This is a genomic window from Kitasatospora azatica KCTC 9699 (assembly GCF_000744785.1).
Classification (GTDB): Bacteria; Actinomycetota; Actinomycetes; order Streptomycetales; family Streptomycetaceae; genus Kitasatospora; species Kitasatospora azatica.
In genome coordinates this window covers 2,312,275-2,330,785 of the sequence record NZ_JQMO01000003.1, presented here as the reverse complement: position 1 = coordinate 2,330,785, position 18,511 = coordinate 2,312,275, and the positions used below count along the sequence as shown (strand labels likewise).

The window sequence follows — 18,511 nt, the reverse complement described above, 5'->3', positions numbered from 1 at the left end:
ACACTGCGCCACTTCTCAACTGGCCGCCCAAGCCGCCTTGATGCGGTCCGGCACGGCCCCGCCCGAGGCCAGGAAGTGGGTCAGCGGCAGGGTCGCGGCCCCGGTCGTCACCGCATCGGGCCCCAGGCTGCTGAGCCCGATGGCGGTCTGTTCGCGCGGGAAGCTGAGCGCGTTGCGGGTGGCCGCGTCCTGGATCGCGGGCAGCAGGTACGGACCGAGCAACAGACCGGCCCAGCCGCCGATCACCACCCGCTCGGGGTTGAACAGGTTGATCAGGTCGGCGATCGCCGCCCCCAGGTACTCGGCGCTCTCCGCCAGCAGCTCGACGGCTTCCGGCTCGCCTGCCCGAGCCGCCGTCAGCAGCTCGCCCAGCCCCGCCTTCTCGCCATCGGGCGCCTGCCGCCCCCACCGCTCGACCAGCGCCTCGGCCCCGACGTAGGCCTCCAGGCAGCCGCGCGCACCGCACCGGCAACGCCGCCCGCCCACATGCACCTTGGTGTGCCCCCACTCGCCCGCACTGCTGGTGGCACCGCGAAAGCGCGCGCCGTCGGCGATCACGCAGGCTCCGACGCCGGAGCCGAAGAGCGCGATCACCGCGTGCCGGGCACCCCGGCCCGCACCGAACCACATCTCCGCCTGGCCGAGTGTCTTGGCACCGTTGTCCACGTACAGCGGCAGGTCGGTGCCGGCCCGCAGCAGCCGGCCCAGCGGCACCGCCCGCCAGCCGACGGTCGGCCCGTGCACCACCGCTCCCGCGCCGCCGGCCTCCCCGCCGGCCCACTCCGCTTCGGGCGCGACCTGCTCCACCACGCCGGGCACGCCGACCCCGACCCCGAGCACCGCGGACTGCGGCACGCCGGTGGCGGCCAGCACCTCGGCCAGCCCGGTGAGGATCAACTCGACCACGTGGCCCACGTCGTGGCCGCAGTCGGAGAGCGGGTGGTCGCTGGCGGCCAGCTCGGTCAGCGCCAGGTCGAAGAGCGCGACCCGCACCTGGGTCTCCCCCACGTCCACCCCGACCAGGTACGCGGCCTCGGGTCTGACCCGCAGCAGGATCCGCGGCCGACCGCCGTCGGACTCCACCGACCCGCACTCTTCGACCAGTTGGTCCGCCAGCAGTTCACCGACCACGTTGCTGATCGAGCCCGCGCTCAGTCCGCTGCTGCGGCCCAACTCCTGCCGGCTCAGCGGCCCGTCGAAGTACAGGTGCCGCAGCAGCGTGGACCGGCTGGCCCGCCGCAGGTCGCGAACGGTCTGCTTGCCTTGTTCTGCCATCGGGTAATCCCTCCTTCCGGCCAATCCTGCCTTGCGCAGGGTCTTGACGCCAGGTTTTCTCACACGTTAAATCACGCCATGAAGTTACGGGCCCCGCCACCCCGTTGACAGCGCCCGTGCGTCACGCAGCGACCCTCACCCCTCGTCCTCGCACTCCCAGCCCGAGAGGGGCCCACCCATGCGCACCCACCGGCTCCCCGCCGCCCTCGCCCTGACCGCCTCGATCACCTTGACCGCCACCGCCTGCGGCGGCGGCTCCACCAGCGCCGGTTCCAACTCCAGCCCGAAGACGCTCACCTACTGGGCCTCCAACCAGGGCACCAGCCTGGAGAACGACAAGCAGGTACTGGAACCCGAGCTGAGAAAGTTCGAGCAGCAGACCGGGATCAAGGTCAACCTCGAGGTGATCCCCTGGTCCGACCTGCTCAACCGGATCCTCGCCGCCACCGCCTCCGGCCAGGGCCCCGACGTGCTCAACATCGGCAACACCTGGTCCGCCTCGCTGCAGGCCACCGGCGCGCTGCTGCCCTTCGACCAGGCCACCTTCGACAAGATCGGCGGCAAGGACCGGTTCCTGCCCGCCACCATCGCCTCGGCCGGCGCGGCCGGCAAGGACCCGGCCGCCGTGCCGCTCTACTCGATGGCCTACGGGCTGTACTACGACAAGAAGCTCTTCCAGGCCGCCGGGATCGCCAATCCGCCCGCCACCTGGGACGAACTGGTCGCCGACGGAAAGAAGTTGACCACCGGCTCGCAGTACGGCCTGGCGATCGAGGGCGGCAACGTCTCGGAGAACGTGCACCACGCCTTCACCCTCGGCATGCAGCACGGCACCGGCTTCTACGACGCCGCCGGCAAGCCGCAGTTCGACAGCCCGCAGGCGGTCGCCGCGGTCAAGCAGTACGTGGACTTCATCGCCGCCGACAAGATCGCCGCCCCCGGCAACGCCGAGTACGCCGCCAACCAGTCGGTCACCGACTTCGCCACCGGCAAGGCCGCGATGCTGATGTGGCAGGCCGCCGGCGCCAACCTCAAGTCGCACGGCATGAACCCCGACGACTACGGGGTGGCCCCGATCCCGGTCCCGGTCGGCGCCACCGGCTCCCAGGCCACCAGCTCGATGGTGGCCGGCATCAACCTGGCGGTCTTCAAGAACACCAAGAACCTCGACGGCGCGCTGAACTTCGTGAAGTTCATGACCGGCGACGACGAGCAGAAGGTGCTCAACTCCACCTACGGCAACCTCCCGCCGGTCAAGTCCGTCCAGGCCGACCCGGCCTTCGCCACCCCGGAGTTGAAGACCCTGGCGGGTGTGCTGCAGGGCAGCGCCGCGCCGCTGCCGCAGGTGGCCAGCGAGAGCCAGTTCGAGACCCTGGTGGGCACGGCGGTGAAGAACCTGCTCGCCGCGGCGGCCGCCGGCCAACCGGTCACCGAGGCCTCGGTGAAGGCCGAACTGACCAAGGCCCAGCAGCAGATGCCGGCCAGCTGAGGTGGCGCAGCTTCGACGAACCAGGGGCCGCGCCGCGCTGCCCTACCTGCTCCTGCTGCCCGCGCTGGCCGCGGAGTTGCTGATCCACCTGGTGCCGATGGTGGTCGGCATCGTGATGAGCTTCAAGCAGCTCACCCAGTTCTTCATCCGGGACTGGTCCACGGCCCCCTGGTCGGGGACGGCCAACTACCGGATGGCGGTGGACTTCCACGCCCCGGTCGGCCAGGCCCTGTTGAACTCCTTCTGGGTGACCTGCGCCTTCACCGTGCTCTCGGTCGGCCTGTCCTGGCTGGTCGGCAGCACCGCGGCGATCATGATGCAGGACGCCTTCCGCGGTCGCGCCCTGCTGCGGGCCGCCTTCCTGCTGCCGTACGCGCTGCCGGTCTTCGCGGCGGTGATCACCTGGTCGTTCATGTTCCAGCGGGACACCGGGCTGATCAACCACGTGCTGCACGACCAACTGCACCTGGTGAAGCAGAAGCCGTTCTGGCTGATCGGCGACAACAGCTTCACGGCGCTGCTGACCGTCTCGGTCTGGCGCTCCTGGCCGTTCGCCTTCCTGACCCTGACGGCCGGCCTGCAGAACATCCCGCGCGAGCTCTACGAGGCCGCCGCGATGGACGGCGCCGGGGTCTGGCAGCAGATCCGCCGGATCACCCTGCCCTCGCTGCGCCCGGTCAACCAGGTGCTGGTCCTGGTGCTCTTCCTGTGGACCTTCAACGACTTCAACACCCCCTTCGTGCTGTTCGGCAAGGCGGCCCCGAAGGCCGCCGACCTGATCTCCATCCACATCTACCAGTCCTCCTTCGTCACCTGGAACTTCGGCTCGGGCTCGGCGATGTCCGTGCTGCTGCTGCTCTTCCTGCTGCTGGTGACGGCGGTCTACCTGTTCGCCACCAACCGCCGCAGGGGCGCCGATGATTAACCCGCCCGCCTGGTTCCGCCGGCTGCGCCGACTGGTCCTGCTGCTGCTGACCGTCTTCACGCTCACCCCGGTGGCCGTGATGCTGAGCTCCTCGCTCAAGCCGCTGCAGGACGTCCAGGGGCCCTGGCGCTGGGTGCCCAGCCACCTGACGCTCCGCCCGTACCTGGACATCTGGACCACCGTGCCGTTGGCCCGCTACTTCACCAACTCGCTGATCGTGGCGGGCAGCGCCACCGGCCTGTCGGTGCTGATCGCGGTGCTGGCCGGTTACGCGGTGAGCCGCTACCGGTTCCGTGGCCGGCGGCTGTTCACCGTCACCGTGCTCTCCACCCAGATGTTCCCCGGCATCCTCTTCCTGCTGCCGCTCTTCCTGCTCTTCGTCAACATCGGCAACTTCACCGGCCTCGCGCTCTACGGCAGCCGGGGCGGCCTGATCCTCACCTATCTGACCTTCTCGCTGCCGTTCTCGATCTGGATGCTGGTCGGGTACTTCGACTCGATCCCGCGCGACCTGGACGAGGCGGCGGCGGTGGACGGCTGCGGCCCGCTGCGCACCCTGGCGCAGATCGTGGTGCCGGCCGCGATCCCCGGCATCGTCGCGGTCGCCGTCTACGCCTTCATGACCGCCTGGGGCGAAGTGCTGTTCGCCTCGGTGATGACCAATGACCAGACCCGCACCCTGGCCGTCGGCCTGCAGGGCTACGCCACCCAGACCGACGTCTACTGGAACCAGGTGATGGCCGCCTCGCTGGTGGTGAGCCTGCCGGTGGTGGCCGGCTTCCTGCTGCTGCAGCGATACCTGGTGGCCGGGCTGACCGCCGGCGCGGTCAAGTGACGTATCGTCAATTTCCGCCGTACGAAAGGCTCTCTGTGAACGACCTCGACGCGCTGCCGACCAACTTCCGCTGGGGTGCGGCTACTTCCGCCTACCAGATCGAGGGCGCCGTGCACGAGGACGGCCGGGCACCCTCGATCTGGGACACCTTCTCGCACACCCCGGGCACGGTGGACAACGGCGACACCGGCGACACCGCCTGCGACCACTACCACCGCTACCCCGAGGACATCCGACTGATCGGCCGGCTGGGCCTGGACGCCTACCGGTTCTCGATCGCCTGGCCGCGGGTGGTACCGCAGGCCGACGGTCGGGTCAACCCGGCCGGACTGGCCTTCTACGACCGCCTGGTGGACGCCCTGCTGGCCGCCGGGATCACCCCGTTCCCCACCCTCTACCACTGGGACCTGCCGCAGGCCCAGCAGGACCGCGGCGGCTGGCCCGAGCGCGCCACCGCCGAGCGGTTCGCCGAGTACGCGGCGGCGGTGGCCGAACGGCTCGGCGACCGGGTGACCCACTGGGGCACCCTCAACGAGCCGCTCTGCTCCTCCTGGATCGGCCACCTGGAGGGGAAGATGGCGCCCGGTCTGACCGACCTGACCGCCGCCGTGCGCACCTCCTACCACCTGCACCTGGCCCACGGGCTGGCCACCCAGGCACTGCGCGCCGCCGTCCCCGGCGCCCGGATCGGCCTGACCAACAACCTGAGCACCATCGAACCCGCCACCGGCAGCGCGGCCGACCTGGCCGCCGCCCGGCGGGCCGACGGCCACATCAACCGCTGGTGGCTGGACCCGGTGCACGGCCGCGGCTACCCGCAGGACATGGTCGAGCTCTACGGGGTCGAGCTGCCGGTCCGCGACGGCGACCTGGAGCTGATCGGCGCCCCGCTGGACTGGCTCGGCCTCAACTACTACTTCCGCCAGATCGTCGCCGACGACCCGTCAGGCCCGGTCCCGCGCTTTCGCCAGGTGCCCGGCCCGAACCCCGAGCGCACCGCGATGGACTGGGAGGTGCACGCCCCCGGGATCGAGGAGCTGCTGCTGCGGCTGACCGAGGAGTACGGCGCGCGCGAGCTCTACGTCACCGAGAACGGCGCCGCCTACCCGGACACCGTCACCGCCGACGGCCGGGTCGAGGACCTCGAACGCGCCGGCTACCTGGAGCAGCACCTGGCCGCCTGCGCCCGCGCGGTCGCCAAGGGCGCTCCGCTGGCCGGCTACTTCGCCTGGTCGCTGCTGGACAACTTCGAGTGGGCCTACGGCTACGACAAGCGCTTCGGCCTGGTCCACGTCGACTACGCCACCCAGCGGCGCACCGTCAAGCGCAGCGGGCACCGCTACGCCGAGGTGATCCGCGCCCACCGGGCGCGCTGAGCAAGCGCTGAGCAAGGGCGTCGTGAGGGCTGAGCAAGCGCTTGGTGAGCGCTGAGCAAGCGCTCAGTGAGCAAGCGCTTGCTCACTCGCCCTTGGGCGCCTCCGGCTGCTCCTCGAAGTCGATCCGCTTGAAGCGCGAGTTCATCGAGCGCAGCAGGAACCAGGTGGCCACGCCCAGCGCGGCGAAGACCACGAAGCCCAGCAGGCCGGGGGTCACCTTGGTCTCGTCCAGGGCGAGGTTCGCGGCGGCCTGGGTCAGGTACACGGGGGTGCTCATTCCTCCATGGTGACCCGGCCGTCCTGCGGCCGGGTCACCGGGGTGGGGTGTGTCGGGCGGCGCGCCGGGCTACTTGGCGCCCTCACCCGCCAGGCTGGCCGCACGCAGGCCGGTGAACAGGTCGTCCTCCGGCAGGTCGGTGTCGACCAGCGAACGGGCCAGCTCGTAGTCCTCGGTCGGCCAGACCTCGCGCTGCACCTCCAGCGGGACCCGGAACCACGGGCCGTCCGGGTCGATCTGGGTGGCGTGCGCGATCAGCGCGGCGTCCCGGGTCTCGAACCAGTCGGCGCAGTTCACCCGGGTGGTGATCTCCCGCTCCTTGCGCCCGCTCTTCTCCCAGCCCGCGATCCACTCGCCGTACGGGGACTCCAGACCGTTCTCGGTCAGGTACCGGTGCAGCTCGCGGATCCGGCCCATCGGGAAGCCGTGGTTGTAGTAGAGCTTCAGCGGCTGCCAGGGCTCGCCCGCCTCGGGGTAGGCGTCCGGGTCACCCGCCGCGTCGAAGGCCCGCATGGTGATCTTGTGAGTCATGATGTGGTCCGGGTGCGGGTAGCCGCCGTTCTCGTCGTAGGTGGTGATCACCTGCGGCTTGAACTCGCGGATCAGCCGCACCAGCGGCTCGGCCGCCGCGTCCACCTCCTGCAGCGCGAAGCAGCCCTCCGGCAGCGGCGGCAGCGGGTCCCCCTCCGGGAGCCCCGAGTCGACGAAGCCCAGCCAGGCCTGCTGCACGCCGAGGATCTCGCGCGCCCTGTCCATCTCCTTGCGCCGGACCTCGTGGATGTTCTCCTCGATGAACGGATCACCCTGGAGCTTCGGGTTGAGCACAGAGCCGCGCTCCCCGCCGGTGCAGGTGGCCACCAGCACCTCAACGCCCTGGGCGACGTACATGGCCATGGTGGCCGCACCCTTGCTGGACTCGTCGTCCGGGTGCGCGTGCACCGCCATCAGCCGCAACTGCTCAGTCAACGCCTGGTTCCTTCCGGGAATGTCCGGGCTCAGCAAACCGGCTCAGCATCAGGGGCTCAGCCTCGTCCCCCTATAGTGACGGACTGGAAGGCTCACACATTCCCCGAGGACTGATCCGTCATGACCGCCAGCAGCGACACCCGCCCGAGCGCCCCGCCCACGGGCCGCTACGGCGGTCGCAGCGACCAGGAGGCGGACCGCAGGCTCAAGCTGGTCGGCGGAGTGCTCGCGGTGCTGCTGGTGGCCCTGGTGGCCTGGCTCGGCGGCTCCTACCTGCTGCGCGAGACCAAGCTGAACGGCACCGTGCCGACCTTCCAGATCGTCTCCGACAGCGAGGTGCAGGCCCAGCTCTCGGTGACCAAGAGCTCCGGCACCGCCGGCACCTGCACCATCCGCTCCCAGGCCGCCGACGGCTCGGTGGTCGGCCAGCTGGACGTCCAGGTCCCCAAGGCCGGCTCCAGCTTCGTCCAGGTGGTCACCATCCGGACCACCGCCCGCGGCACCACGGCCGAGCTACTGGGCTGTACGCCGACGAAGTAACCCATCCGGCTGGCATGGTTACCGCGCCCAGCGGGCAGTCCTACCCAAACGGGCCGTTAACGCGCCGCCAACGCCACTCCCGTCGGCGGCCAGAGATTGTTAGGCTCGTGGTTTCGCCCCTTCCGGGCCTCAATCCACCGGAAGCGGGCGTTCCTTTGTAGTAACCCTCAAGCAGTACACCCCCGGCATTGCCCAGCACCGACGAGGAGCACCCGTGACCCAGACCAGCGAGAACGTGACCTGGCTCACTCAATCCGGCTACGACAAGCTCAGGGACGAGCTGGAGTACCTGACCGGTCCCGCACGCTCCGAAATCACCCAGAAGATCGAGCAGGCGCGCGAAGAGGGCGACCTCAAGGAGAACGCCGGCTACCACGCCGCCCGCGAGGAGCAGGGCAAGATGGAGCTGCGGATCCGCCAGCTCACCCAGCTCCTGGAGCGCGCGCAGGTCGGCGAGGCCCCCGAGGACTCCGGCGTGGTCGCGCCCGGCATGGTGGTGACCGTGGCCTTCGACGGCGACATGGACGACACCATGTCCTTCCTGCTCGGCTCGCGCGAGGTGGCCGGCGACGACCTGGACGTCTACTCGCCGCAGTCCCCGCTCGGCCAGGCGATCAACGGCAAGAAGGTCGACGAGGACGCCACCTACGAGCTGCCGAACGGCAAGAAGGCCACCGTGCGGATCGTGGAGGCGAAGCCGTACGTCGGCTGAGCCAGTACCCATGGGAAGGGCCCCGCTCCGAACCGGAGCGGGGCCCTTTCGTCGTATCGTCCTACCCGACCGCGGAGCGGTACTTGCGCACCGACAGCCAGGAGAAGATCGCCAGCACCACCAGCGAGGAGGCGATCGACACGCCGACCGCGTGCTGCATCGGCCAGGCGCTGTCCACCGGCCCGATCTGGTTGCCGAACAGGTTGCGGCAGGCCTGCACCGTCGCGCTGAACGGGTTCCAGTAGGCGATCGGCTGCAGCCAGCCCGGCATGCTGCTGATCGGCACGAAGGCGTTGGAGATGAAGGTCAGCGGGAAGAGCCAGATCAGGCCCGCCGAGGTGGCCGCCTCCGGGCTGCGCACCGAGAGCCCGATCAGCGCGCCGATCCAGGAGAACGCGTAGCCCAGCAGCAGGAGCAGCGCGAAGGCCGCCAGCATCCTGAGGACCCCGTTGTGGATCCGCCAGCCGACCGCCACCGCTACCAGGGCCAGCACCAGCAGGGTGAAGGCGGTCTGCACCAGGTCAGCCAGGGTCCGCCCGACCAGCACTGCCGAGCGGGTCATCGGCAGCGAGCGGAACCGGTCCACCAGCCCCTTGGTCATGTCCTCCGCGATCCCGGCCGAGGCGCCGGCCACCGCGAAGGTGACCGTCTGCGCGAAGATGCCGGACATCAGGAACTGGGTGTAGATCTTCGAGCTGGACCCGGCGCCGGGGATCTGGATGGCGCCGCCCATCACGTACGAGAAGAGCAGCACGAACATCACGGGCTGCATCAGGCCGAAGACGACGATCTCCGGGATCCGGGTCATCCGGCGCAGGTTGCGCTTGGCGACCACCCAGGAGTCGTGCGCCATCGCCGCGATGCCGCGGCGCTGGCGCGGTACCGCGCCGCCGATCGCGTGCTCGGTGGCGGTGCTGCTGCTCATTCCTGGCCCTCCTCGTTCTCCCCGTTCTCCACGAGGGTGGCGTGCCCGGTCAGCGACAGGAACACGTCGTCCAGGGTCGGCCGGCGCAGCCCTATGTCGTCGATCTCGATGTCCCGGGAGTCCAGCTCGCGGATCACGTCGGCCAGCACCTTGGCGCCACCGGTGACCGGGATGGTGATCCGGCGGGTGTTCTTCTCCACGCTGGGCTCGCCCACCGCGTAGCTCTTCAGCGCCTCGACGGCGGAGGCGATCAGCTCGCGGTCGTGCACCACCACCTCCACCCGCTCGCCGCCGATCTGCGCCTTGAGCTGGTCGGCGGTGCCGCGGGCGATCACCTTGCCGTGGTCGACCACCGCGATGTCGTGGGCGAGGCGGTCGGCCTCCTCCAGGTACTGGGTGGTGAGCAGCAGCGTGGTGCCCTGCTCGACGAGGGTCTCGATCACCTCCCACAGCGCCAGCCGGTTGCGCGGGTCGAGACCGGTGGTGGGCTCGTCCAGGAACATCACCGGGGGCCGGACCACCAGGGCGGCGGCGAGGTCGAGCCGGCGCCGCATACCGCCGGAGTAGGTCTTGGCGGTGCGGTCGGCGGCCTCGTCGAGGTTGAACCAGTCCAGCAGCTCGCGGGCCCTGGCCTTGGCGTCGCGCGCGCTCATCTGGTAGAGCTCGCCGACCATCTGCAGGTTCTCACGGCCCGTCAGGTACTCGTCCACGGCGGCGTACTGACCGGACAGGCCGATCAGGCTGCGCACCTCGTTGGGGTGCTTGAGCACGTCCACCCCGGCCACCGTGGCGCTGCCGGAGTCGGGGCGCAGCAGGGTGGTGAGCACCCGGACCGTGGTGGTCTTGCCGGCACCGTTGGGCCCGAGCAGTCCCAGCACCGTCCCCTCCGGGACGTCCAGGCTCACTCCGTCCAGGGCTCGTACGTCGCCGAAGGTCTTCACCAGGTTCTCGGCCTGGATGGCTGGCGCCATGGGACTGTCTCATCTCCTCGCAAAGGTGTTAGTCCGTTTGAACCTAACGCGAGACGACATACCCCGCATCACCCAACTCGCCGACCACCGCGAGGCAGTGCTCGGGCCCCTTGGTCTCCAGGTGCAGGTCCACCTCGACCTCCTGCAGCCCGAGCGCCGGGTCGGTGCGGACATGGGCCACGTCCAGCACATTGGCGTCCACCGCGGTGAGCACGCCCAGCAGGTTGGCCAGCGCCCCGGGACGGTCCGTCAGCCGCACCCGCAGCGACAGGTAGCGGCCGGCCGCCGCCAGGCCGTGCCGCAGCACCCGCTGCATCAGCTGCGGGTCGATGTTGCCGCCGGAGAGCACCGCGACCACCGGCCCCTCGAAGCTGTCCGGGTGCTCCAGCAGCGCCGCGATCGGGCTGACGCCGGCCGGCTCCACCACCAGTTTGAGCCGCTCCAGGCCGAGCAGCAGGGCCCTCGACAGCGACTCCTCGCTGACCGTGCGGACCCCGTCGGCCAGCGTGTTGATCAGTTCGAACGGGATGTCCCCGGGCCGGCCGACCATGATCCCGTCGGCCATGGTGTGGAACGAGGGCAGCGAGACCGGGCGCCCGGCCGCCAGCGAGGGCGGGTACGCGGCCGCGCCGGCCGCCTGCACGCCGACCACCCGTACGTCCGGCCGCAGCGGCTTGACCGCGGCGGCGATCCCGGCCAGCAGCCCACCACCGCCCACCCCGACCAGGATGGTGCGCACCTCCGGGCACTGCTCCAGGATCTCCAGGCCCACGGTGGCCTGGCCGGTGACGATGTCCACGTGGTCGAACGGGTGGATGAAGACCGCCCCGCTGGCCTCCGCGAACCGCTGCGCCGCCTCCAGCGCCTCGTCCACGGTGGCGCCGTGCAGCCGCACCTCGGCGCCGTAGTCCCGGGTGGCCGCCACCTTGGGGAGCGGGGCGGCACGCGGCATGAAGACGGTGGAGCGCACCCCGAGCAGCGAGGCCGCCAGCGCCACCCCCTGCGCGTGGTTCCCGGCGCTGGCCGCCACCACCCCGCCGGCCCGCTGCACCGGCGTCAGCCCGGCGATCCGCACATAGGCGCCGCGCAGCTTGAACGAACCGGTGCGCTGCAGGTTCTCGCACTTGAGATGGACCGGCGCGCCGATCAGCGCGGCCAGGTACCGGCTGCTCTCCATCGGGGTGACCCGGGCGACCCCGGCGAGCATCTTCTGAGCACCGCGGACGTCGTCCACGGTGATCGGCCAGCTGTCCATGGGGCCAGCCTAGGGCGCTCCCGATACCAGGAGCGCCCAATTGACGACTGGCAACCGGCCCTAGTCCAGCGCCTGCGCCAGGTCCGCGACCAGGTCGTCCGCCGACTCGATGCCCACCGAGACGCGCACCAGGTCCGCCGGGACCTCCAGCAGCGAGCCCGCCACCGAGGCGTGCGTCATCCGGCCGGGGTGCTCGATCAGCGACTCCACACCGCCCAGCGACTCACCGAGGGTGAACAGCTTGGCCTTGTTGCAGACCGCGACGGCCGCCTCCTCGCCGCCCGCGACCCGGAACGAGACCATGCCGCCGAAGGCCTTCATCTGCTTGGCGGCCACCTCGTGGTTCGGGTGCGAGGCCAGGCCCGGGTAGTAGATCTGGGTGACCTTCGGGTGCCGGGCCAGCAGCGCCACGATCTGCTCGGCGTTGGCGCTGTGCCGGTCCATCCGCACACCCAGCGTCTTGATCCCGCGCAGCACCAGCCAGGAGTCGAACGGGCCCGCCACCGCGCCCATCGCGTTCTGGTGGTACGCCAGCTCGTCGCCCAGTCCGGCGTCGGCCGCCACCAGCGCGCCGCCCACCACGTCCGAGTGCCCGCCCATGTACTTGGTGGTCGAGTGCACCACCACGTCCGCACCCAGCGCCAGCGGCTGCTGCAGGTACGGGCTGGCGAAGGTGTTGTCCACCACGAGCAGGGCCCCGGCGGCGTGCGCGATCTGCGCCACCGCGGCGATGTCGGTCACGCCGAGCAGCGGGTTGCTGGGGCTCTCCACCCAGACCGCCTTGGTGTTCGGCTTGATCGCCTCGCGCACCTTCTCCGGGTGCTGCGTGTCGGCCACGTCGAAGCTGACCCCCCAGCGGCTCAGCACCTTGTCGAACAGCCGGAAGGTGCCGCCGTACGCGTCGTTCGGGATCACGATGTGGTCGCCGGGCTTGAGGATCGTCCGCAGCAGGGTGTCCTCGGCAGCCAACCCGGAGGCGAAGGCCAGCCCGCGCTGCCCACCCTCCAGCGCCGCCAGGCACTCCTCCAACGCCGTCCGCGTCGGGTTCGCCGACCGGCTGTACTCATAGCCGCCGCGCAGCCCGCCCACCCCGTCCTGCTTGTAGGTGGACACCTGATAGATGGGAGGGACGACCGCCCCGGTCCGGGGGTCTGCTTCCTGACCCGCATGGATGGCGATGGTCTCGAAGCCCTGAGGGTGCTGGTGCTCAGTCATACGCCTGAGAGTAGTGCCAAGGGGGAACCGGGGCGCGGGCTGACGGCGTGGCGCCGGCAGGGTGCCCTTTCGTCGTCGCACCGTCCCGAGCGGACAGCAGACGGCCCCCACCTGCCTGGTGGGGGCCGTCTGACCACTGCTCAGGAAGTGCGGCAGCCGTTACGCGCGCCGACGGCGAGTGAACAGCACCATCGCTCCGCCGGCCATGATGAGGGCGGCGGTGACCGGGATCAGCGTCTGCACGTCGGCGCCGGTGTGGGCCAGCTCGCCCTTCTCCGGGTGAGCGGCGGCCTGCGGCGGGGCCGGGTGGTGGCCCGGCTTGGCCGCGTGGGGGGCCAGGGACTCCTCCGACACGCCGATCTTGTTGATGTTCTTGTTGTCCTGCTTGTTGTCCTGAGCCTGCTTGTTGTCCTGCTCCTGCTTGGCCTCCTGCTTGTTGTCCTGCTTGACCTCCTGCTTGTTGTCCTGCTTGTTCTCCACGATCACCGTGATCGAGACGTCCTGGGCCTGGCCCTGGTCCTGCTGCTGGCCCTGGTCGTCCTTCTGGCCCTGGCCCTGCTGCTGACCCTGGTCGTCCTTCTGGCCCTGGCCCTGCTGCTGACCCTGGTCGTCCTTCTGACCCTGGCCCTGCTGCTGGCCCTGGTCGTCCTTCTGACCCTGACCCTGGCCCTGACCCTGGCTGGGGCCGGGCTTGGCGCCGTGCTCGCCGGGCTTCGTCCCGTGCTCGCCGTGCTCCTTGCCGGGCTTGCCGCCGTGCTCGCCGGACGTCCCCTGCACCAGCGTCTGCGGGACATCCTGCGGCTGCACCATCGGCAGGCCGCCGAACAGCGACTGGCCCGGCGCGCCGAACCCACCGGTCGGGGCGGCCACTTCGGCCGGCTGCGCCGCGGAGTCCGTGAACTCCTGCGGCAGGGCGAACTCGGAGGACCGGTCGCTGTCCGAGTCGACCCGCATGCCGGGGCGGATGAGGTCGGTGGCTTGCCCCTGGTCGGCGGACTGGCCCTGGTCGGCGAGCTGGTCCTCCGCCGCTGGCCCGGATCCCTCGGCGGCCAGCTGCAGGAAGCTGTCGAGCCACCCGCTCTGGAACGCCAGCGGCTGGGATTCGGCGGACTGTTCGGTGACCGTGGCGGCGTGAGCCGTACTACTGCCGGCCAAGACGAGGGCGGCTGATGCGAGTCCGGAGATGAGCAGACTCGTGATGCGGGCGCGCATGGCACTCCTAGAAGATCGGAAAAACCGATCTTCTGTCTACGTCCTATCGAGAGTGGTGGGTCGCATGCAGCACCGAAGGATCACCGGTTCGGACGAGCCAATTACCCTTACCGGCCGCAATGTCGAGCCGGCCTCAGGCGCGAGGTCGGCAGGCGCGAAGTCGGCAGCAGCAACCGTCAGGCGCGCCGGACCTCGTGCTGGAAGCAGCCGAACTCCACCGCTCGGAGGTGGACGACCGCGACCTGGGGATCGCTGAGCATGGCGGTGAGAACCTCATCCGCGAGGGCGGGGTCGGGTTCGACCACCACGCCGCGCAGGATGTGGCCGTTGTGGTCGTAGGCGCGGAAGACGCGGTCGCCCTGGTGCATGGCGGTCGGGTACTCGGGGCCGGCACCGGGGCAGTCCTGCGGGCAGGCGTGGATGAAGATCGGGCCGAGTTCGTCGTACGGGCCCGGGTGGGCGCCCACTTCGTCGGCCCAGCGGCGCAGCGGGGCGTAGGAGAGCAGCAGCAGGTCGGCGCCGGGATCGGCGCGGCGCAGGCAGCAGCGCAGCGGGGCGCCGCCTTCAACGGTGTGCACCCGGACCGGCACGTCGCCCGCGTCGTCCAGGCGGCGCAGTTCGGCGAGGACAGCGGGAGCAATCGGGTTGACGGTGTAGGTCATACCGCCAGCCTGCCGATCCGGGGGCCGGCGGGCTGGCGGGATTCGGTCGCCGCGATCGAGCGGCGACTGGCGCACCGTCAGACTGCGCTGCCGGCCTTCCAGTCGGCCCAGCCGATGTTCCAGTCACCCAGGCCGTTGGCCGGATCCACCGTGCGGTCGCCGGAGTTGACGACCTCGACCACGTCGCCGGTGATCGAGGAGGCGTAGAACTTCGCGGCGTCGGTGCCGGGGTCGCCGGCGCCCTTGACGTCGCGCAGGGCTATGCAGCCGTGGCTGGCGTTGGTGTGGCCGAAGGCGGAGGGCGCGGACCAGTAGTTGCCGTGGATGAAGGTGCCCGAGGTGGTCAGGCGCTGGGCGTGCGGGACGTCGGGGATGTCGTACTCGTCACCGAGGTTGACCGTGGCGGAGTTCATCCGGGTCTGGGTGAAGCGCTCGGAGATGACCATCTTTCCGCCCCAGGTCCGGTGGTCGGGCGCCCCGCCGATCACCTTGCAGACGGCGCTGACCTGGCCGTCGGTGGTGACGGTGAGGGTGCCGGCGGCGAGGTCGGCGACCGAGGTCTGGGCCCGTCCGACGGTGAAGTTCACGTCCTTGGACTGGGTGCCGAAGACGCCCTTGGCGCCCTCGACGTCCTTGAGCCGCAGCTTCAGGGTGACCTTGGTGCCCTTGGCCCAGTACTGCTCGGGGCGGAAATCGAGCCGGGTGCTGGAGTACCAGTGCCCGACGATCTCGACGCCCGGGTCGGCGAGGACGGTGATCGCCTGCTGGACGGCCCTGCGGTCGGTCACCGGGGTGCTGAAGGTGATCGAGACCGGCATGCCGACCCCGACCGTGGAGCCGTCCTCCGGGCTGAAGTGGCCGACGAAGGTGCTGGCGGGGGTGGCGGTGGTGAAGCTGGTGGTGGCGTCGGCGGCGAGCCTGTCCTTGTCGGCGGCGACGGCGGCCACGGCGTACTTGGTGCTGCTGCTGAGCGGCCCGGTGGTGGTCCAGCTCGCCCCGTCCGGGGCGAGCCGGCCGGGTATCTCGCGGCCGGTCGGGTCGGTGACCTTGACCGAGCTGAGGGTGCCGGCGGCGACGGCGACGGTGACCGGCGCGGTGAAGGCGGCGCCCGCGGTGCCGTCGGCGGGCGAGACGGTGATCACGGCCGCGGAGGTGCGGGGCGAGGGGTTCGCGCCGCCACCCGCCCCCGCCTGCCCGGCGGCGGAGCTGCTGCCGCCCTTGCTGTCGTTGCAGGCCGCGAGCAGCAGGACCGGGGCACCGATCAGTCCGGCCAGCATGCCGCGCCGGCTCCAACCCCCGGGTATCGCTTCGCGCTCCTGCTCCTGCCGTGTCGTCACGTTCCGTCTCCCTGCTGCCGACTCCGGTGGGTCATATCGGACTTACTGACGCAAGCCTGGGCGAACCCGGTTCCACGAAGAGGTTCAGATCGTACGAGACGATGAAAGATAGCGCCAAAAATGGACATACCGCCCAGCCGACACACGGCAAGGCGGTATGCAAAGTTTGCAAAGTAGTGGGCTGGACTGACGACCCGACGAACTGCCCGAAGTCGACTACTCGACCTCGAACTCGTAGCTGTCGTCCTCCGGGTCGAAGGCGGTCTGCGCGGACTCCCAGGTGGCCTGGGTCAGCTCGATGCCCGGGACGTCGCCGAGCAGCGCGACCGGGTCGATGAAGTGGGCTAGCGAACCCGACGGGTCCACCTCGATCGCCTCGACGGACTGGGCGCGCTCCTCGTCGTCCAGGTACTCGTCGGCCTCGACCTGCGCCAGCGCGGCGGCCTTCAGGGCCCCCTCGTCGGTGATCTCGGCGATCAGCTCGATGCTGAGGCGGACGTAGCGGGGGGCGTCGGTGTCTTCGATGTTGGTGCCTTCGGTGCTGGTCATGGGGCGAGCGTAGGGGAGGACCCCGGCAACTTCCCAAACACACCTGCCCAACGGCGAGGGCCGGCCCGGGGAGACCCAGGACCGGCCCTGCCGGTGCTCCGCCTCGCTCCCCCACCCGGGAGCCGCGGAGCCGCGCCATGACGGCGCGAGGTGCCGTGGGAGTCGCCGCACCCTGCGCCCGGCCGAGGACCGGTACAGGGGCGGGACGACGACGACCCCCACGAGGGGCCCCTCCTCCCGAAGGCGGAGGGAGACACAGGTCACCGGGTCAGGGCCGGTCCGTGTGTCCCGATGACCGCAGTGCCCGGGGAGCCGCTCCCGGTCACTACCGCCATCGCGCTCGGCGTCTTGCCGTGCTCAATACGATGCAGGAACGTTGTTAACCGAGTGCTGCGCCCAGGTGACGCGGGTGTACCACTTGGTCGGAAAACGAACGATTCCCTGAAACATAGTCAGCACCCGCCCGCCAGAGGCCAGTGCGCGATGGAGGCCAGTGCGCGATGGAGGCCAGTGCGCGATGGAGGCCAGTGCGCGGTGGAGGTCAGTGCGCCGCCCGCCCGGCCATGAAGGCCAGCAGGTCCTGCCGGGTCACGATCCCCTGCGGCTTGCCCTCGACCAGCACCACCGCGGCGTCCGCCTGCTCCAGCACACTCATCAGCCCGGTCACCGACTCGCCCGAGCCGACCACCGGCAGCGGCCGCGACATGTGCTGCTCCAGCAGGTCGGTGAGCTGCGCGCCACCGCTGAACAGCGCCGCCAGCAGGTCGCGCTCGACCACCGAGCCGATCACCTCGCCGGCCATGATGTCCGGGTGCCCGGCGCCGGGCGAGACCACCGGCATCTGCGAGACGCCGAAGTCGCGCAGCACCTGCACCGCCTCGCCGACCGTCTCGCCCGGGTGCATGTGCACGAACTGCGGGATGCCCTCGTGCTCGATCGCGTCCTTGCGGGCCAGCACCTCGCCGATGTGCGCCTCGTCGGCGGCGGTCGGCAGGAAGCCGTAGTCGGCCATCCAGTCGTCGTTGAAGATCTTCGACAGGTAGCCGCGGCCGCCGTCCGGCAGCAGCACCACGACCACGTCGTCCGGACCGAGCCGGCGGGCCACCTCGAGCGCGGCCACCACGGCCATCCCGCAGGAGCCGCCGACCAGCAGGCCCTCCTCCTTGGCGAGGCGGCGGGTCATCTGGAAGGAGTCCTTGTCCGAGACGGCCACGATCTCGTCGGCCACCGTGCGGTCGTAGGCGGTCGGCCAGAAGTCCTCACCGACGCCCTCCACCAGGTACGGCCGGCCGGTGCCGCCGGAGTAGACCGAGCCCTCCGGGTCGGCGCCGATCACCTGCACCTTGCCGCCCGAGGCGTCCTTCAGGTAGCGGCCGGTGCCGGAGATGGTGCCGCCGGTGCCGACGCCGGCGATGAAGTGGGTGATCCTCCCCTCGGTCTGCTCCCACAGCTCGGGGCCGGTGGAGTGGTAGTGCGAGGCCGGGTTCTCCGGGTTGGAGTACTGGTCCGGCTTCCAGGCGTTGGGGGTCTCCCGGACCAGCCGGTCGGAGACGTTGTAGTACGACTCGGGGTGCTCGGGGGCCACGGCGGTCGGGCAGACCACCACCTCGGCGCCGTACGCGCGGAGCGTGTTGATCTTGTCAGTGGAGACCTTGTCCGGGCAGACGAAGATGCACTTGTAGCCCTTCTGCTGGGCCACGATCGCCAGTCCCACCCCGGTGTTCCCGGAGGTCGGCTCGACGATGGTGCCACCGGGCTTGAGCGCGCCGGAAGCCTCGGCGGCCTCGATCATGCGCATCGCGATGCGGTCCTTGACCGACCCACCGGGGTTGAAGTACTCGACCTTCGCCAGCACCGTGGCGGAGATGCCCTCGGTCACCTTGGTGAGCTTCACCAAAGGAGTGTTTCCAACCAGGTCGATGATCGAATTGTGGTACCGCACGGGGGTCCTCCCGGTCTGTGGCCATGGCGTTCTTCGGTATCCCAAGCC

General features: G+C 70.4%; 18 protein-coding genes. 6 read left to right on the top strand and 12 right to left on the bottom strand.

Annotated elements, in window-relative coordinates; genetic code table 11:
* Positions 1 to 15: 15 nt before the first annotated feature.
* Positions 16 to 1,275 (bottom strand): ROK family transcriptional regulator, encoded by a 1,260-nt coding sequence (locus BR98_RS21060; RefSeq protein ID WP_035846867.1) that lies wholly within the window; start codon positions 1,273 to 1,275, stop codon positions 16 to 18.
* A gap of 178 nt (positions 1,276 to 1,453) precedes the next feature.
* Here BR98_RS21060 and BR98_RS21055 point away from each other — a divergent pair, with 178 nt between their 5' ends.
* From BR98_RS21055 to BR98_RS21040, 4 genes are read left to right on the top strand one after another with little or no spacing between them, the layout of a single operon-like run.
* Positions 1,454 to 2,764 carry an ABC transporter substrate-binding protein gene (locus BR98_RS21055; protein WP_035846865.1) on the top strand — a complete coding sequence of 437 codons (1,311 nt, stop codon included), beginning with the start codon at positions 1,454 to 1,456 and terminating at the stop codon, positions 2,762 to 2,764.
* Between the two features lies 1 nt (position 2,765).
* Entirely contained in the window at positions 2,766 to 3,689 is a 924-nt protein-coding gene (locus BR98_RS21050) for a carbohydrate ABC transporter permease (protein ID WP_051970002.1), read from the top strand.
* Positions 3,682 to 4,524, top strand: a complete 843-nt coding sequence (locus tag BR98_RS21045) for a carbohydrate ABC transporter permease (RefSeq protein ID WP_035846863.1) — start codon at positions 3,682 to 3,684, stop codon at positions 4,522 to 4,524. The genes BR98_RS21050 and BR98_RS21045 overlap by 8 nt, the downstream gene beginning before the upstream one ends.
* A 35-nt stretch (positions 4,525 to 4,559) precedes the next feature.
* Entirely contained in the window at positions 4,560 to 5,900 is a 1,341-nt protein-coding gene (locus BR98_RS21040; protein ID WP_035846861.1) for a GH1 family beta-glucosidase, read from the top strand.
* 82 nt (positions 5,901 to 5,982) lie between these two features.
* On the opposite strand, the gene BR98_RS21035 is transcribed toward BR98_RS21040, so the two are convergent.
* Positions 5,983 to 6,177, bottom strand: a complete 195-nt coding sequence (locus tag BR98_RS21035; RefSeq protein ID WP_051970001.1) for a hypothetical protein — start codon at positions 6,175 to 6,177, stop codon at positions 5,983 to 5,985.
* 69 nt (positions 6,178 to 6,246) lie between these two features.
* Positions 6,247 to 7,143 carry a mycothiol conjugate amidase Mca gene (mca, locus tag BR98_RS21030; protein ID WP_035846859.1) on the bottom strand — a complete coding sequence of 299 codons (897 nt, stop codon included), beginning with the start codon at positions 7,141 to 7,143 and terminating at the stop codon, positions 6,247 to 6,249.
* 120 nt (positions 7,144 to 7,263) lie between these two features.
* Between mca and BR98_RS21025 the strand changes: the two genes are divergently transcribed.
* A complete protein-coding gene (locus tag BR98_RS21025; RefSeq protein WP_035846856.1) occupies positions 7,264 to 7,683 on the top strand; it encodes a DUF4307 domain-containing protein in 420 nt (139 codons plus the stop codon).
* A 214-nt stretch (positions 7,684 to 7,897) separates the two neighbouring features.
* Positions 7,898 to 8,395, top strand: coding sequence for a transcription elongation factor GreA (gene greA / locus BR98_RS21020; RefSeq protein WP_035846853.1), 498 nt, complete (start codon positions 7,898 to 7,900; stop codon positions 8,393 to 8,395).
* 61 nt (positions 8,396 to 8,456) lie between these two features.
* On the opposite strand, the gene BR98_RS21015 is transcribed toward greA, so the two are convergent.
* The 9 genes from BR98_RS21015 to BR98_RS20975 form a co-directional block, all read right to left on the bottom strand.
* A complete protein-coding gene (locus BR98_RS21015) occupies positions 8,457 to 9,320 on the bottom strand; it encodes an ABC transporter permease (RefSeq protein ID WP_035846851.1) in 864 nt (287 codons plus the stop codon).
* Positions 9,317 to 10,291 (bottom strand): daunorubicin resistance protein DrrA family ABC transporter ATP-binding protein, encoded by a 975-nt coding sequence (locus tag BR98_RS21010; RefSeq protein ID WP_035846848.1) that lies wholly within the window; start codon positions 10,289 to 10,291, stop codon positions 9,317 to 9,319. Before BR98_RS21010 ends, BR98_RS21015 begins: the two co-directional genes overlap by 4 nt.
* 43 nt (positions 10,292 to 10,334) lie before the next feature.
* Positions 10,335 to 11,546: a threonine ammonia-lyase gene (ilvA, locus tag BR98_RS21005; RefSeq protein ID WP_035846840.1), complete on the bottom strand. Its 1,212-nt coding sequence runs from the start codon at positions 11,544 to 11,546 to the stop codon at positions 10,335 to 10,337.
* A gap of 60 nt (positions 11,547 to 11,606) precedes the next feature.
* Positions 11,607 to 12,761 (bottom strand): cystathionine gamma-synthase, encoded by a 1,155-nt coding sequence (locus BR98_RS21000; RefSeq protein WP_035846838.1) that lies wholly within the window; start codon positions 12,759 to 12,761, stop codon positions 11,607 to 11,609.
* Between the two features lie 159 nt (positions 12,762 to 12,920).
* Entirely contained in the window at positions 12,921 to 13,973 is a 1,053-nt protein-coding gene (locus tag BR98_RS39485; RefSeq protein ID WP_035846836.1) for an LPXTG cell wall anchor domain-containing protein, read from the bottom strand.
* Positions 13,974 to 14,149: 176 nt separating this feature from the next.
* On the bottom strand, positions 14,150 to 14,635 hold the full coding sequence (locus BR98_RS20990; protein WP_035846834.1) for a DUF1203 domain-containing protein: 486 nt from the start codon (positions 14,633 to 14,635) through the stop codon (positions 14,150 to 14,152).
* A 77-nt stretch (positions 14,636 to 14,712) separates the two neighbouring features.
* Positions 14,713 to 15,912 (bottom strand): L,D-transpeptidase, encoded by a 1,200-nt coding sequence (locus tag BR98_RS20985; RefSeq protein WP_083976786.1) that lies wholly within the window; start codon positions 15,910 to 15,912, stop codon positions 14,713 to 14,715.
* A gap of 276 nt (positions 15,913 to 16,188) precedes the next feature.
* The gene (locus BR98_RS20980) at positions 16,189 to 16,521 is read right to left on the bottom strand and encodes a hypothetical protein (protein ID WP_035846830.1); all 333 of its coding nucleotides are present in this window, start codon (positions 16,519 to 16,521) and stop codon (positions 16,189 to 16,191) included.
* A gap of 541 nt (positions 16,522 to 17,062) precedes the next feature.
* Entirely contained in the window at positions 17,063 to 18,463 is a 1,401-nt protein-coding gene (locus tag BR98_RS20975; protein ID WP_035846828.1) for a cystathionine beta-synthase, read from the bottom strand.
* Positions 18,464 to 18,511 lie beyond the last annotated feature (48 nt).

Excerpts from the sequence above, each read along its gene's own strand:
- BR98_RS20990 (WP_035846834.1), bottom strand. The coding sequence starts at position 14,635 with ATGACCTACACCGTCAACCCGATTGCTCCCGCTGTCCTCGCCGAACTG.
- BR98_RS21025 (WP_035846856.1), top strand. The coding sequence starts at position 7,264 with ATGACCGCCAGCAGCGACACCCGCCCGAGCGCCCCGCCCACGGGCCGC.
- BR98_RS21010 (WP_035846848.1), bottom strand. The coding sequence starts at position 10,291 with ATGGCGCCAGCCATCCAGGCCGAGAACCTGGTGAAGACCTTCGGCGAC.
- BR98_RS39485 (WP_035846836.1), bottom strand. The coding sequence starts at position 13,973 with ATGCGCGCCCGCATCACGAGTCTGCTCATCTCCGGACTCGCATCAGCC.
- BR98_RS20980 (WP_035846830.1), bottom strand. The coding sequence starts at position 16,521 with ATGACCAGCACCGAAGGCACCAACATCGAAGACACCGACGCCCCCCGC.
- BR98_RS21035 (WP_051970001.1), bottom strand. The coding sequence starts at position 6,177 with ATGAGCACCCCCGTGTACCTGACCCAGGCCGCCGCGAACCTCGCCCTG.
- ilvA (WP_035846840.1), bottom strand. The coding sequence starts at position 11,546 with ATGGACAGCTGGCCGATCACCGTGGACGACGTCCGCGGTGCTCAGAAG.
- BR98_RS21055 (WP_035846865.1), top strand. The coding sequence starts at position 1,454 with ATGCGCACCCACCGGCTCCCCGCCGCCCTCGCCCTGACCGCCTCGATC.
- BR98_RS21000 (WP_035846838.1), bottom strand. The coding sequence starts at position 12,761 with ATGACTGAGCACCAGCACCCTCAGGGCTTCGAGACCATCGCCATCCAT.
- BR98_RS21045 (WP_035846863.1), top strand. The coding sequence starts at position 3,682 with ATGATTAACCCGCCCGCCTGGTTCCGCCGGCTGCGCCGACTGGTCCTG.
- BR98_RS21015 (WP_035846851.1), bottom strand. The coding sequence starts at position 9,320 with ATGAGCAGCAGCACCGCCACCGAGCACGCGATCGGCGGCGCGGTACCG.
- BR98_RS20985 (WP_083976786.1), bottom strand. The coding sequence starts at position 15,912 with ATGCTGGCCGGACTGATCGGTGCCCCGGTCCTGCTGCTCGCGGCCTGC.
- BR98_RS21060 (WP_035846867.1), bottom strand. The coding sequence starts at position 1,275 with ATGGCAGAACAAGGCAAGCAGACCGTTCGCGACCTGCGGCGGGCCAGC.